Origin of the sequence: Mesorhizobium sp. YC-39 (assembly GCF_025753795.1) — a bacterium.
Lineage (GTDB): Bacteria > Pseudomonadota > Alphaproteobacteria > Rhizobiales > Rhizobiaceae > Mesorhizobium.
Map to the genome: position 1 here is coordinate 159,864 of NZ_JAOWPS010000004.1, position 12,912 is coordinate 172,775.

General features: G+C 62.8%; 13 protein-coding genes. 4 read left to right on the top strand and 9 right to left on the bottom strand.

The window, feature by feature from the left end; all coding sequences use genetic code 11:
• Positions 1-6 precede the first annotated feature (6 nt).
• The gene (locus OHD62_RS22110; protein ID WP_263787090.1) at positions 7-1,203 is read left to right on the top strand and encodes an alpha-hydroxy acid oxidase; all 1,197 of its coding nucleotides are present in this window, start codon (positions 7-9) and stop codon (positions 1,201-1,203) included.
• Here the strand turns inward: OHD62_RS22110 and OHD62_RS22115 are convergent, their stop codons facing one another.
• From OHD62_RS22115 to OHD62_RS22130, 4 genes are read right to left on the bottom strand one after another with little or no spacing between them, the layout of a single operon-like run.
• Positions 1,204-2,040, bottom strand: a complete 837-nt coding sequence (locus OHD62_RS22115) for an N-acyl homoserine lactonase family protein (RefSeq protein ID WP_263787092.1) — start codon at positions 2,038-2,040, stop codon at positions 1,204-1,206.
• 11 nt (positions 2,041-2,051) lie between these two features.
• Positions 2,052-3,047, bottom strand: a complete 996-nt coding sequence (locus OHD62_RS22120; RefSeq protein ID WP_008877171.1) for an ABC transporter permease — start codon at positions 3,045-3,047, stop codon at positions 2,052-2,054.
• Positions 3,044-4,573, bottom strand: a complete 1,530-nt coding sequence (locus tag OHD62_RS22125; protein WP_263787095.1) for a sugar ABC transporter ATP-binding protein — start codon at positions 4,571-4,573, stop codon at positions 3,044-3,046. Before OHD62_RS22125 ends, OHD62_RS22120 begins: the two co-directional genes overlap by 4 nt.
• 53 nt (positions 4,574-4,626) lie before the next feature.
• Positions 4,627-5,568: a sugar ABC transporter substrate-binding protein gene (locus tag OHD62_RS22130; protein WP_263787097.1), complete on the bottom strand. Its 942-nt coding sequence runs from the start codon at positions 5,566-5,568 to the stop codon at positions 4,627-4,629.
• A 158-nt stretch (positions 5,569-5,726) separates the two neighbouring features.
• Between OHD62_RS22130 and OHD62_RS22135 the strand changes: the two genes are divergently transcribed.
• Entirely contained in the window at positions 5,727-6,740 is a 1,014-nt protein-coding gene (locus OHD62_RS22135; protein WP_263787099.1) for a LacI family DNA-binding transcriptional regulator, read from the top strand.
• Positions 6,741-6,749: 9 nt separating this feature from the next.
• On the opposite strand, the gene OHD62_RS22140 is transcribed toward OHD62_RS22135, so the two are convergent.
• Positions 6,750-7,439, bottom strand: coding sequence for an SCO family protein (locus OHD62_RS22140; protein WP_263787101.1), 690 nt, complete (start codon positions 7,437-7,439; stop codon positions 6,750-6,752).
• Positions 7,440-7,467: 28 nt separating this feature from the next.
• Positions 7,468-8,940 carry a selenium-binding family protein gene (locus OHD62_RS22145; protein ID WP_263787102.1) on the bottom strand — a complete coding sequence of 491 codons (1,473 nt, stop codon included), beginning with the start codon at positions 8,938-8,940 and terminating at the stop codon, positions 7,468-7,470.
• 151 nt (positions 8,941-9,091) lie between these two features.
• Here OHD62_RS22145 and OHD62_RS22150 point away from each other — a divergent pair, with 151 nt between their 5' ends.
• Positions 9,092-10,300 carry an alpha/beta hydrolase gene (locus tag OHD62_RS22150; RefSeq protein ID WP_263787104.1) on the top strand — a complete coding sequence of 403 codons (1,209 nt, stop codon included), beginning with the start codon at positions 9,092-9,094 and terminating at the stop codon, positions 10,298-10,300.
• Between the two features lie 21 nt (positions 10,301-10,321).
• Here OHD62_RS22150 and OHD62_RS22155 read toward each other — a convergent pair whose 3' ends face one another.
• A complete protein-coding gene (locus OHD62_RS22155; protein ID WP_263787106.1) occupies positions 10,322-10,507 on the bottom strand; it encodes a hypothetical protein in 186 nt (61 codons plus the stop codon).
• 301 nt (positions 10,508-10,808) lie between these two features.
• Between OHD62_RS22155 and OHD62_RS22160 the strand changes: the two genes are divergently transcribed.
• Positions 10,809-11,243, top strand: coding sequence for a hypothetical protein (locus OHD62_RS22160; RefSeq protein ID WP_263787108.1), 435 nt, complete (start codon positions 10,809-10,811; stop codon positions 11,241-11,243).
• 111 nt (positions 11,244-11,354) lie between these two features.
• Here the strand turns inward: OHD62_RS22160 and OHD62_RS22165 are convergent, their stop codons facing one another.
• Both OHD62_RS22165 and OHD62_RS22170 read right to left on the bottom strand, forming a co-directional pair.
• On the bottom strand, positions 11,355-11,639 hold the full coding sequence (locus OHD62_RS22165) for an acylphosphatase (protein ID WP_263787110.1): 285 nt from the start codon (positions 11,637-11,639) through the stop codon (positions 11,355-11,357).
• A 59-nt stretch (positions 11,640-11,698) separates the two neighbouring features.
• Positions 11,699-12,889: an NADH-quinone oxidoreductase subunit D gene (locus OHD62_RS22170; RefSeq protein ID WP_263787111.1), complete on the bottom strand. Its 1,191-nt coding sequence runs from the start codon at positions 12,887-12,889 to the stop codon at positions 11,699-11,701.
• Between the last annotated feature and the right edge of the window lie 23 nt (positions 12,890-12,912).

Genomic DNA, 12,912 nt, shown 5'->3' on the forward strand with positions numbered 1-12,912 from the left:
GCCGCGATGCGCGCCGCGCCGCAGAATTTCAGGGAGATGCGGGCCGCGGCAAAGGCCAGGCTGCCACGGGGCGTGTTCGAATATATCGATCGCGGATCGGAGGACGAAAAGGCGCTGGATCACAACCGTGCCGCCTTCGACGCCTTGAAGATCGCGCCGCGCATGATGCGCGGCGGCGCGCCACGCTCGCAAGGCGTCGAGATATTCGGTCAGGAATTCTCATCCCCGATGATTGTCGCGCCGACAGCCTTTGCCGGACTTGTCTGGTACAAGGGCGAGAGCGAACTGGCTCGCGCGGCAAAAGACGCCGGAATAGGCTTTTGCGCCGCCACCGAAGCGATCACCTCGATTGACGAAATCTGCGGCGAGGCGGGCGGCAATATCTGGTTCCAGCTCTACCTCTGGCAGGATAGCGCTCTCTCACAGGCCTTGATGGAAAAGGCCTGGAGCAACGGCGTCAGGACGCTGGTGGTAACGGTCGATACGCCCGTCTTCGCAAAGCGCGAGTTCAATGTGCGGAATGGCTTCACCGTGCCGTTCAGATTTTCCTATCCAAGCGTCCGCGACGCGGCGATGCGGCCGGGCTGGCTCCTGAACGTCTTCGGCCGCTATATGCTGAAGGACGGCCTGCCGACATTTGCGAACTATCCGCCCGAATACAGACAGGACATCCTCAACAGGAACTCGGCGAAGAAGATCCTGCACGAGCAGGACCTGAACTGGAACCATATCCGGGAATTGCGGGCGTTCTGGAAGGGCAATCTCGTCCTCAAGGGCATCCTGCGGCCGGACGACGCCATTCTTGCCGCCGAGCATGGGGTCGATGGGATCGTCGTTTCCAATCATGGCGGCCGCAATCTTGACAGCGCGGTCGCTCCGCTCGATGTTCTCGGGCGGATCGTCGATGCCAGCGGCGACCGTCTGGTGATCCTTTCCGACAGCGGCGTCCAGCGCGGCAGCGATCTGTTCAAGTCGCTGGCGCTGGGCGCCAAGGCCGTCATGGTCGGACGGGCATTCCTCTATGGCATGGCGATGAACGGCCGGCAGGGAGCGCTTCAGGCTTTTAGGATTCTGGAGGATGAGCTCGACCGGACGATGGGCCTGTCCGGCTGCAAGACCATAGCCGAAATCACCGGAGATCTCCTGTTGCGCGTGATGGATGATCGCGTTCATCGACAAGCCCGGACTTCTTGCGCCACGTGACTATCCGGCCCGGACGATGCGAAATCCTTCGAGCTCGGCAACAATGGGCAGGCCTTTCCATCGCTCTATGTCGTGCAGGATGATCAGTTGCCCGAGATCGCCGCCGATCTCGGTGTTGATGCGGTCGATGGTCTTCAGCTGCTCCCAGACGCTGCCGACGGCATTGTTCAGCGGTGCGTAGACGCCGTCGTGCTTGTGTCCGGTGATCTGCCGGCTCGAATAGACGCAGTCGCCGGAGATGACCAGCCTGCCGCGCGCGGACTGGACGATGACGAATTGCTGTCCGATCGTGTGGCCGCTTCCCAGCCGGACATGGATGCCCGGCAGCACATCGTCCTTGTCGCCGTCGATCAGCGAGACGCGGTGTTCGACCGATGCATCGAGGGCGGCGCGCAGCGTATCGGGATCGATGATGGCGGTGAGGTGGCCGAAGCGGGGAGGCAATGCGATTGCCTCGTACCAGGAAAGCAACTCGCTTTTCTGGATGTGGAGATTGGCGTTCGGGAACTCGGCGATCGATCCCATGTGGTCGAAATGCGCATGGGTGACAAAGATGTCGGTGATGCCGCCGGGTCCAATGCCAAGCTCGGCCAGCATGCGGACCGGCGAGACCCAGTAGGGGATGCCGAATTTCAGCGAGAAGGCGTCGCTCGATTCCTGGATGAAGCCGGTGTCGACCAGCACGTTGCGGTCGCCACGCCGCAGCAGGACGAAGGAAAAGGGCAGGTCGACCTTGCCGTCGTCATACATGCCGGCAACCAGATCCACCCAGGGCTGCTGCTTAGATCGGGCGAACTCGATGACATAGACCTCCCATGGCTCGTTATCGCTTGTCATCGTTTCCTCCTTCAGCGTTCCGCCAGCGAGCGGCCGAGGCTGGCCATGCCCACGGCAATGATCAGAATGGCGCCCTGCAGCACATATTGCGAAAAGGTCGGGGCGCCGAAAATATTGAGGCCGTTGAAGCCGAAAGCGATGATCAGCGCGCCGACCAGGGTGCCAAGCACGTGGAATTCGCCATCGCGCAGCGTTGCCGAGCCAAGGAACACGGCGGCAAAGGCGGTGAGCAGATAGGAGTCTGCCGCACTCGCCGTGCCGCTGCCCAGCCGCGAGGCGAGCAGTATCCCGGTGAGTGCGGCGCACATTCCCGAAATGACGAAGCCGAGGATCTTGATGCGGTCGACATTCACCCCGGCAAGGCGAGCCGCCACGGCATTGCCGCCGACGGCCTGGATCTCCTGGCCGAGCGGTGTCCGTTCGACCAGGAGCCAAAGCCCGCCGAGGACGAGGATCATGACGATGATGTTGTTGGGGATGCCGAACAGCCAGCGGCCAAGCGAGAGCTGGAGAAACGCCTCCGGCACGCCGGCGACAATGGGAACGCCGGCGGAATAGGCGAAGGCGAGACCGGTCAGGATCGTGCCGACGCCCAGCGTCGCGATGACGGAATTGACCTTGACCTTGGTGACGATGAAGCCGTTGACGAGGCCGATCACCGCGCCCAACGCGATGACGATGACCACGGCAAGCGGGATCGGCAGCTTGTCGTGGACGACAAGCCCGGTGATCAGGATGCCGTGCAGGCTGGCGGCGAAGCCGATGGACAGGTCGAGTTCGCCGACGACCACGGCAAGCGTCAGCCCGCCGGCAATGATCATGGCCAGCGAGGCCTGGTTCAGCACATTGGTGAAATTGTTGACGGTGGGAAAGGCGTGCGGCGACAGGATCGAGAAGGTGACGATCATCGCCAGAAGTCCGATGATTGTCCCGTAGCGGGCAAAGATGCCGAGCACCGCCTTGGTTCCGGGCGACAGACGCCGGGCGCTAATCGCAACATCGCTCATGCGGGATGATCCTCCATCAGTGCTTGCGGGTCGACGTAACTTGCCTCGACGATTGCCTTTCGCGACACCGCCTGGCCGGTCAGCTCGCGAACGATGCGGCCTTCCGCCATCACCAGCACGCGGTCGCACAGATCGGGCAGTTCGTCCGGTTCCGACGAGATCACCAGAACCGCCATTCCGGATTCGGCTTGCTGGCGGATCAGCCGATGAATCTCTCCGCGCGCGCCGATATCGACCCCTCGCGTCGGCTCGTCGAGGATCAGTACTTTCGGCGTGCGCTGGAGCCAGCGGCCGATCGCAACCTTCTGCTGATTGCCGCCGCTGAGGCGGCCAACGGGCGTGCTGGCGTTGCGCGCCTTTATCGAGAGCGAGCGGATCATCTCGCCGGCCATGGCCGTGCGGGCGCTTCGGTTCAGCAGCGGCAGGTATCGGCTGTGCACAATCTTGTCGAGATTGGCGATGCCGAGATTGAAGGCGATGCTCTTGGACAGGAACAGCGCTTCGGCCCGGCGCTCCTCAGGGATCAATCCAAGCCCGGCCCGGACTGCCCCCGCGGGCGAAGCGGGCTGATAGGGCCGGTCCGCCAGCCTCATCTCGCCGCTATCCGGCCGGTCCGCCCCGAAGAGCAGCCGGGCGAGTTCGGTTCGCCCGGCGCCGACAAGGCCGCCAATGCCCAGCACTTCGCCGGCGTGAAGCTTGAGGCTGACGCCGCGGACTTTCGGCGCCCGCGTCAGATTGCTGGCTTCCATCACGACATCGCCGCGCGGTCTTGCCGTGGCCGTCCTTTGCAGGTCCCGGATTGTGCCGCCGACAATCGCCTCGACAAGTGCTGGCCGGTTGAGCCCTTTTCCGGCGAGCTCGGCCACGGAACGGCCGTCGCGAAACACCGACACGCGCGAGCACAGATTGAGGATTTCATCCAGCCGGTGCGAAATGTAGAGCACCGCCACGCCCGAGGCGGAGAGATCGCGCACGATCGCAAAAAGCCGTTCCGCCTCGCTCGCGGCCAGCGACGCCGTCGGCTCGTCCATGACGATCAGCCGCGCCTTGCGCACCAGGGCGCGGCAAATGTTGATCAGCCATATCTCGGCCGTTGAAAGGCCCTTCACGCTCGCATTGAGCGGCGCCGATATGCCGACACGCCTGGCGATCGGTGCTACGTCGCGCGCGATCGCGCGCCAGTCGGTCAGCCCGAAGCGCGATTTCTTCGGTACGCCCAGCATGATGTTCTGCAGCACGGTCATGCCCGGCACGAATGCCAGTTCCTGGTGAATGAAGCTCATGCCAAGTTCGGTCGCACGCTGCGGCGTGGCGATCTGCTGGCTGTGGCCGTCGATTTCGATACGGCCGGCGTCGGGATGGTTCAGTCCGGCGAGGATGCGGATGAAGGTCGACTTGCCGGCGCCATTGGCGCCGACAAGACCATGGATTTCACCCGGCGCAATGTCGAGCGACACGCCCTTCAGCGCCTGCGCGCCGCCAAAGGCCTTTGCGATATCGTGTGCGACCAGGAACGGAGTTGTCATTGGCGCCGCCTGCTGCGGCGCACCCCTTGTGAACGCCGTCTGCAAACCAAGTCCTACTTTATGGCTTCCGGATGGTCCTTGAGAAAGGCGTCGACGGTTTCCTTGGTCACCAGCACGGCCGGAACTTCGGCAGCCTTGGCTTGCCAAGCGCTGCCGGCGTCCTTGATGTCCTTCAGCATCTTGACCATGTTGTAGCCCTCGGTGAAGCTGTCCTGCCAGGCCGTTGCGGTCATGAAGCCGTTCTTGATGTTCTCCAGCGCCTGGGCATTGCCATTGATGCCGTAGACGAGGACATCGTCGCGGCCTTGCGCGCGCAGCGAACCGATGGCGCCGATCGCCGGGTCGTCCCAGCATCCCCAGATCGCCAGGTTTTCCTGGCCGGCCGGATGCGAGGCCAGCCAGGCATTGGCGTATTGGGCGCCGTCCTCGAAATAGCCGGGAATGCGCACTTCGTTCTTGGTGACGGTGATGCCGGGATTTTTGGCGACGATCTCGTCCATGACGACTTCACGGTTCCGGCAAACCTCGCCGGTCCGGTAGGTGAGGGCCAGTATCGAACCCTTGCCATCCATTTTCTTGACCATCAGATCGACGACCGGGATCGCCATCGGGCCGCCCGAGCCATTGGTGGCGGCAACGGTCGAACCAAGCCCGCCGCCCCAGGTCACGACGGGTATTCCAGCGTCGCCGGCGGCGGCCAGGCCGGCGCCGACCGACGAATAGGGAAACACCATGTCGATGATCGCATGCGCCTTGAGCTGCGCGAAATTCTGGATCGCCGAGTTGGCCTGGTCGGCGCTGCCGGCGGCATCGACGACATTGGTCTGCCAGCCAAGCTCATCGGCGGCCTTCGTGGCGCCCTGGATGTAGCGGACATTGTTCGCTTCGGTGGCACTGATCGATACGATGCCGAGAAGCGGCTTGTCCTGCGCGGCAGCGCCAGAAGTCGCCAGCGAGAGCGCTCCAAGCGCGATGATATAGCCAAATTTTTTCATGGTTTTCCTCCCTTCACCTATCTGCCGTCAGAGCCTCATTGACAGCAAACCGTTTCGCTAACGTCCTGCAAAATGCGACCCAATGCAAGCAGAAATCCGCTGGACACAGCCATAAATCTGCACCAGACTTCAGCGAAACGATTAGCTATCGGAGCAAAATGGCCACCATCAAAGACGTTGCCAGAAAGGCGGGAGTGTCGACTGCGACGGTCTCGGCGGTGATGAACGATACTGCCTTTGTCAGCCCGGAACTCCGGGCCCGCGTCGTCACCGCCATCCGCGAACTGCGCTATGAACCGTCGCTGGCTGCCCGCAATCTGCGCCGCAGCCGCAGCCAGCTGATCGCCCTTGCGGTGGCCGATCTCTCGAACCCGTTCTACGCACGCATCGTCTGGTCGGCGGAGGCGGCGGTCGCGGCCTGGGGCTATTCGCTGGTTCTCTTCAACAGCGATGAAAAGCCCGACACCGAACGGCGCATCCTGTCGCGGATTCGCACCCTTGGCTGCGACGGCATGGTTCTGGTTCCCGTGGGCGCGGCCAATCAATATCAGCCGCATGAGTTCGAGGGCATCGCGACCGTGCTTCTCGGCCGCTCGATCGAAGGCAACAGCGCCGATACGGTGACCATAGACAATTGGGCGGCCGGCCGGCAGGCGGTCGACTATCTGCTCGATCTCGGGCATCGGCGCATCGGCTCGATCACCGGTCCGATGCAATTGTCGACCAGCAAGGGCAGGCATGACGGCATGATCGACGCGATGGCGGCGCGCGGGCTTGCGCCGCAGCCCGGCCATGTCAGGTCCGGCGAATTTCGCGAGGAAGCCGCCTATTCGGTAGCCCGTGACATGATGGGTTCGCCCGATCGCCCGACCGCGATCTATGTCGCCAACGGCGTCATGGCGATCGGCGTGATGCGCGCCATCGCCGATCTTGGCCTGCGCTGTCCGCAGGACGTCTCGATCGCCTCGACGGACACGGTCGCGGGCGCCGGCGGCCTGAAGCCACGGCTGACGAGAACGGAACACCCCATTGCCGACATGACCAATGAGGCGCTGCGCCTTCTTGTGGATCGCATCGAGGAGAGGGGATCCGAGCCGGTGCGCAATATCGTTTTTCAGCCGGCGCTGATCGTCGGTGAAAGCTGCATGCCGCTGCGCGCGAATGTGGGCTGAGCGGCAGGCTCAATCGGCCTCAGCGGCCAGTGTGCGAATATCCGTCAGCACGAGGTCGGGATCGAGGAAATCCATGCTGTAGATGTTGCGGACCAGACCGGCCTCGTCGATCAGGAAGACGCGAAGGATATGGCTGAGGCCGCCGGCCGGATCCTGCGGATCGGGATCCGGCGCGACCGCCTGGTCGTAGGCCGCAAGGATCGGGCGAAGTGCTGCATGGCCAGGAGCCGTCACGAAGAGCCATTGCGATCCGCCATCGCCGGGTTTGCGCCAGAGCGCGCCATAGTCGGCCATGACGGAAGGCGTGTCGTGGCCCGGATCGAAGCTCATCGATACGAGGCGCACCCGGCGATTGAGTTCGGGATAATGGCGGACAAGTTCGCGCAATTGCGCGAGCTGCGCCGTGGCGACCGGACAGATGTCGGCGCAGCGCGTGTAGATGAAGGAGAACACGGTGATGCGGCCGCGCAGCAGCGTTGCGAGGTCGGCGTCCCCGCCTTCTTCCGTCAGCACCGGGCCGCCTGCCGCCACTCGGATCGGTGGCAGATGGTAGGAGCCCGGCTGCGGCAGCGCGAAGGCGTAGGCCGATGCCGGACCCTGCGGCGCGGGCTCGGCGCCATGATTGTTGCCATGGGCCAGGGCGGAGCCGCCGAGGCCGATGCCGGCGAGGATGGCGAAGACGAATGGCAGGCGGCGCATCTGGCTCTTATCCCTCCGAGGCCTGTCGTCACTTGGCGTAGAGGCTGGCGGCGCCGAAGGCCATCATATGCGGCCGGCCGAGTTCCTCCCGGGTGAAGTCGATTTCGAAGCGCGGCGTCAATTCCTTGCCGTTCCAGGCATAGGCCTTCAGGAACTGCTCGTTGGCATCGCCGGTTTTGTCCCAGTTGGCGAGAAGCGAGCTCGTATAATAGATGCGCTCGCCGTCCCAGCTCTGCGAGACCATATTGAGCTGCTCGCCGATCTTCTTCTCATAGATCTGTCTGGGATGGTGCGGATCGGAGACGTCGAAGACCCTGGTCATACCGTCCATGAAAGTGTCGGCGAACAGCGTCTTGTCGTCGGCGCTCAGGCTGATGTCGACTGGGATTGGCAGCTTGGCGGGATCGCCGATGTCGGCCACCGCCTTGGCCTGCCATTCGCCCTTCTCGTCCTCGTGGACCAGCCAGAGTTTCGCGGTGAGCGCGGTTGAGGTGAAGGCATAGGCATGGTTCTTGCCCTGGGCCCAGCGTATTTCGAGCGGCACACCCGGTACCTGGAACACTTTCTTCGGCGTGCGGGCATGGAAATCCCACATGATCATGGAATTGCCGAACTTCTTCATCGCCTCGGCGTCGCCTGCAACCTCGCCGAAGGGACGCATGTAGTTCTCCCGTCCGGCGAAGGAGGAGGTCAGCATGACGTTCTTGCGTGGCAGGACGCGCGCATCGTAGCCGTAACCGTCCGCGAATTCGGCGCCGGGAATATCCTTCGCCTCCTTGGCCGTCGGCAGCCAGTGGGTGGCGATGAACTCGCCTTCGTTGGAGAATTCGACGAGCGCGGTGCGGCCGGTGCCGTCCTTGTTGGAGAGCGCCGGGATCATCATGCGTCCGGGCAGCGCATAGGCGCCGTGCGGACCGACCACGCCCCCGGTCTTCTCCACGAAATCGGCAATCGTCTTGATGAGCTTCGGGTTGGCCGGGTCGCTCGCGACATCGAAGACGAAGATGGTGTCGCTGTCGAGCCCCGCCGCCCAGAATTGGCGGCGGTCATCGGTGAAACCGCCATGGTGTGCCTCGTTGCGGCTGCCGACGGAATCGGTATCGATGACCTTGCCGAAGGTTGGCGAGTTGTCTCGCGCATCGACGGTGACGAGCTTGTCGGAGCCGTCGCCCAGACCCTCGACCCCGAGCGTCCAGACATAGACATAGTCCTCGTGACCGGTGATCTTCGGCATGTAGGGCGACAGGCATGTCTCGTCGGCTGCGGCGGGCAGGGCTACCGTGGCAGCCAGCAAGGCAGCAAGTCCACGGGAGGTCCACAAACCGCGGCCTGGCCGGCGGCGGAGCACCGGTGCAGCCAGGCGGGCAAGGAAGCGGCCGATCGCGCAAGGTGTCGCGCGGATTGAAGCGCGCCTCAGCGAACGTGCCTTGTCGGCATAAAAGGATATGTCGAGCGAGCCGTCCTTGCGGCGGCGAATGTCGATCGGACCCGGACTTGTCATCGCGGCAGCCTCCCTGAACAATAGTCTGGGCCGGCAAGATGCCCGACCAGAGCGGACGGCGCTTGAGCAAAGCCCTACCAAACCCTTGTCTTATTCCTGTATCTTCGTGGCCAAGCGTGAGCCGTTCGCGGCCACATTGTGAGTTGCGGCCATGCGCTACCGTTTCGGAACCTGCGAACTCGCCCCGGACAGCCACGAACTCGTCGTGGATGGCCAGTCGCGGCCGGTCGAGCCCCAGGTGTTCGACCTGCTGCATCTTCTGATCAGGAAGTCGGAGCAGCTCGTGACCTATGACGAGCTGATTGCGGAGATCTGGAGTGGCCGCATCGTCTCGGATTCGGCGATCAGCGCCCGCATCAGCGCTGCTCGGGCTGCTATCGGAGACAATGGCTCGCGGCAGGAATTTATCAAGACGATAGCGCGGCGCGGCGTTCGTTTTGTCGGCAGCGTGGAAGCCGTCGGGAAGGTGCCGAAGCCGGACCATTCTCGCAGCGAAAAAACCGACGTGGACTATCAGCATGTGAAATTCTGCAATTCACGCGACGGCACTCGCATCGCGTATGCGACCACGGGCTCCGGCCAAGCTCTCGTCAAGGCCGGACATTGGCTCACCCATCTCGACTATGACTGGCGAAGCCCGATCTGGCGGCCGTTCCTCAACGAACTGAACCGGCATATGAGGGTCACGCGGTACGACCAGCGCGGCAACGGGCTCTCCGACTGGAACGTCAAGGACTTCTCGCTGGAGAGCTTTGTCGAGGATATCGAAGCCGTTGTCGATGCGGCCGGACTGGAGAGGTTCGCGCTCTACGGCACTTCGCAGGGGGCTGCGATCGCCATAGCCTACGCTTGCCGGCATCCGCACCGGGTGAGCCATCTCATCTTGCATGGCGGCTACCAGAAGGGACGGCTTGTCAGGACTTCAGCCAGCGAACGCGCCGAGGGTGAAGCGATATTGACCCTTATCCGTTACGGCTGGGGCAGGCCCGGCAGCCCTTTCATCAAGGCGTTTTCGTCGATGTTCATTCCGGACGGCACACGCCAGGAGATCGATTCGCTGGCGGAACTGCAGAAGCTGACCACGTCGCCTGAAAATGCCGCTCGTCTCAGGGAGGCGGTCGACCGCTTCGACGTCAGCGGTCTGCTGCAAGATGTGACGTGCCCGACGCTCGTCCTGCACTCACGCGACGACGGCGTCCATCCGATGGATCAGGGCCGAAAGCTTGCCGCGGGCATTGGCGGTGCCGAGTTCGTCATGCTGGAAAGCGCCAATCACGTGGTTCTCCCCCATGAACCTGCGTGGGGCGTCCTGTTCGACACAATGATGCGATTTGTCGGGTCGACCGGCGACAGGACATGAGCATCGGTGCCTCGAGGATGATCACGACGGCCAGAAACAGCCAAAGGCCGTGTGTTTGGGCGGCGCGTCGTTCTCGTCCGGATTGGGCACGGGGTCTTCGTCCGGGAGCCTCTCCGGGTCCGGCTCACGCATCGGCTTTGGCTCGGGAAGTGGCGGTGGTGTGGGCACAGGCGTGGGCGTTGGTTCGGGAGTAGGAAGAATGGCCATGGGGTGATTTCCTTCCACTCGGCGCTCTCTGCCTTGACGCGTCATCGACATCGGCAGAATCTTCGGATTCGCCACACCAGGTTTCGCTCTGCGGCTGATGCAGGCAGAACGACCACGCCTGCCTATGGTTCCGATCTGAGCCTCTGATCATCCTGCAGGGATTGGGCGCGCTGGTGGCAAGACGGCGACCTCAGAAAAGTGTGATCGAACAGTGCGTGCATGAGGGCCTTGCCGACCTCACGCAGCGCCATAATTTCCATCGAGGGTTGGGGCAAATTCACCTGCTGAATAGGAGGCGGCCGTGAAGCACCAGACACTTGACCAACTGCATGCCGTTGCCGACGTTCACGCTGAAGCAACATATCTCGTAGAAACCAGGAGCCAACGTCTCGAACGCTGGGCGAAGCTTCTGGAGCAGAATCCCGATCGGCGCCTCGAAGCGCTAGCGGGCACCGAACACAAACCTCCAGAAATACGCGAAATGATGCGATACGACGGCTCGCCGATCACGGTTGCCTTCGAGGATCCGATTCTTCGCGCACAAGGCTTGAAGGATGACACCTACGGTGAAGCCAGGCGCTTCTTCGAGCTGACCGACTGGCAGTTGCACGACATCGTCTGTCATTGCCATGTCGGTGCCACGATAAGAGCTCGATGGGCGGCGTCTCGCGTGCGGGCGGCGATGTCCGAGAGGCATGGCTTCCTCGCCTGGCTGCGGGGAACGTTCGCGTATTGAGGCTGGGGTGCGCACGCAGCGGACATTGACGCTGTGTGTGGCGGGTTGATTTGTCGGACGATAGAGGCGGCGAGATGATTTCACCGCCTCTTGAGCGTGCTGTGTGCCCTGCTAGCCGATGATCCTGAATCCGTCAGGCTCACGGCCGGGATCGACGTCCTGGGATGTCACGCTGGAAACCGACGCCCCGCTCGGCCCTTTCCTGAACCGGTTCATCATCGTCGAAACCGCGCCCTCGGTTCCGACGATCAGTGCCGTTACGGATCCGTCGTCTTCGTTGCGGACCCATCCGGAAAGGCCGAGCCTTTCGGCCTCGGTGCGTGTCCATACGCGAAAGGAGACGCCTTGCACCCTTCCGCTGATCCTGACTCGGATTGCCTTGCTCTCTTCGCCCATGGTCGCCTCCGTATGGTCAGGCCGGGTTTGCCCCACGCCTTCGGCAGGCCGGCGAGCGGTTAGCGGTCGATCTCGCCGAACACGATATCAAGCGATCCGATGATCGCCGCGACATCGGCGATCATATGCCCGCGCGATAGAAAATCCATCGCCTGCAGATGGGCAAAGGACGGCGCGCGTATCTTGCATCGATAGGGAGTATTGCTTCCGTTCGAAACCAGATAGACGCCGAATTCTCCCTTCGGCGCCTCCACCGCCGCGTAGACCTCTCCGGCGGGCACACGAATACCCTCCGTATAGAGTTTGAAATGATGGATGGTCGCCTCCATCGAGCGTTTCATCGTCGCGCGCGGCGGTGGCGTGATCTTCTGGTTCGGAATCGCGACCGGTCCGCTGCCTTGCGGCGAGCGCAATTTTTCCAGGCATTGCTTCATGATGCGGACCGACTGGCGCATTTCCTCCATGCGGATGAGATAGCGGTCGTAGCAGTCGCCGTTCTTGCCAATGGGAATGTCGAAATCCATCTCGGGATAGCATTCATATGGCTGCGCCTTGCGCAAATCCCACTGCGCGCCCGATCCGCGCACCATCACGCCGGAGAAGCCCCAGGCCCAGGCATCGTCGAGAGCAATGACGCCGACATCGACATTGCGCTGCTTGAAAATGCGGTTGCCGGTGAGCAGGCCCTCGAGGTTGTCGCAAACCTTGAGGAACGGGTCGCAGAAATCCCAGATGTCGTCGAGGAGCTGCGGAGGCAGGTCCTGGTGAACGCCGCCGACCCTGAAATAATTGGCATGCATGCGAGCGCCGGAGGCACGCTCGTAGAAGACCATCAGTTTCTCGCGTTCGGCGAAGCCCCACAGCGGCGGGGTCAGCGCGCCGATATCCATGGCCTGGGTCGTGACGTTGAGGAGATGCGACAGAAGTCGGCCGATCTCGCAGAACAGGACACGGATAAGCTGCCCTCGCCGGGGAACCGATATTTCGAGCAGCTTTTCGGCGGCAAGGCAGAACGCATGCTCCTGGTTCATCGGCGCGACATAATCGAGCCGGTCGAAATAGGGGAGGGCCTGCAGATAGTTCTTGTGCTCAATGAGTTTTTCCGTGCCGCGGTGGAGCAGGCCGATATGGGGATCGGCGCGGTCGACGATCTCGCCGTCCAGTTCGAGCACCAGCCGCAGCACGCCGTGGGCGGAAGGGTGCTGCGGTCCGAAGTTGATGGTGAAGTTGCGAACTGCGGCCTCGACCATGGCGGTCCTCCGCGATGCTGCGT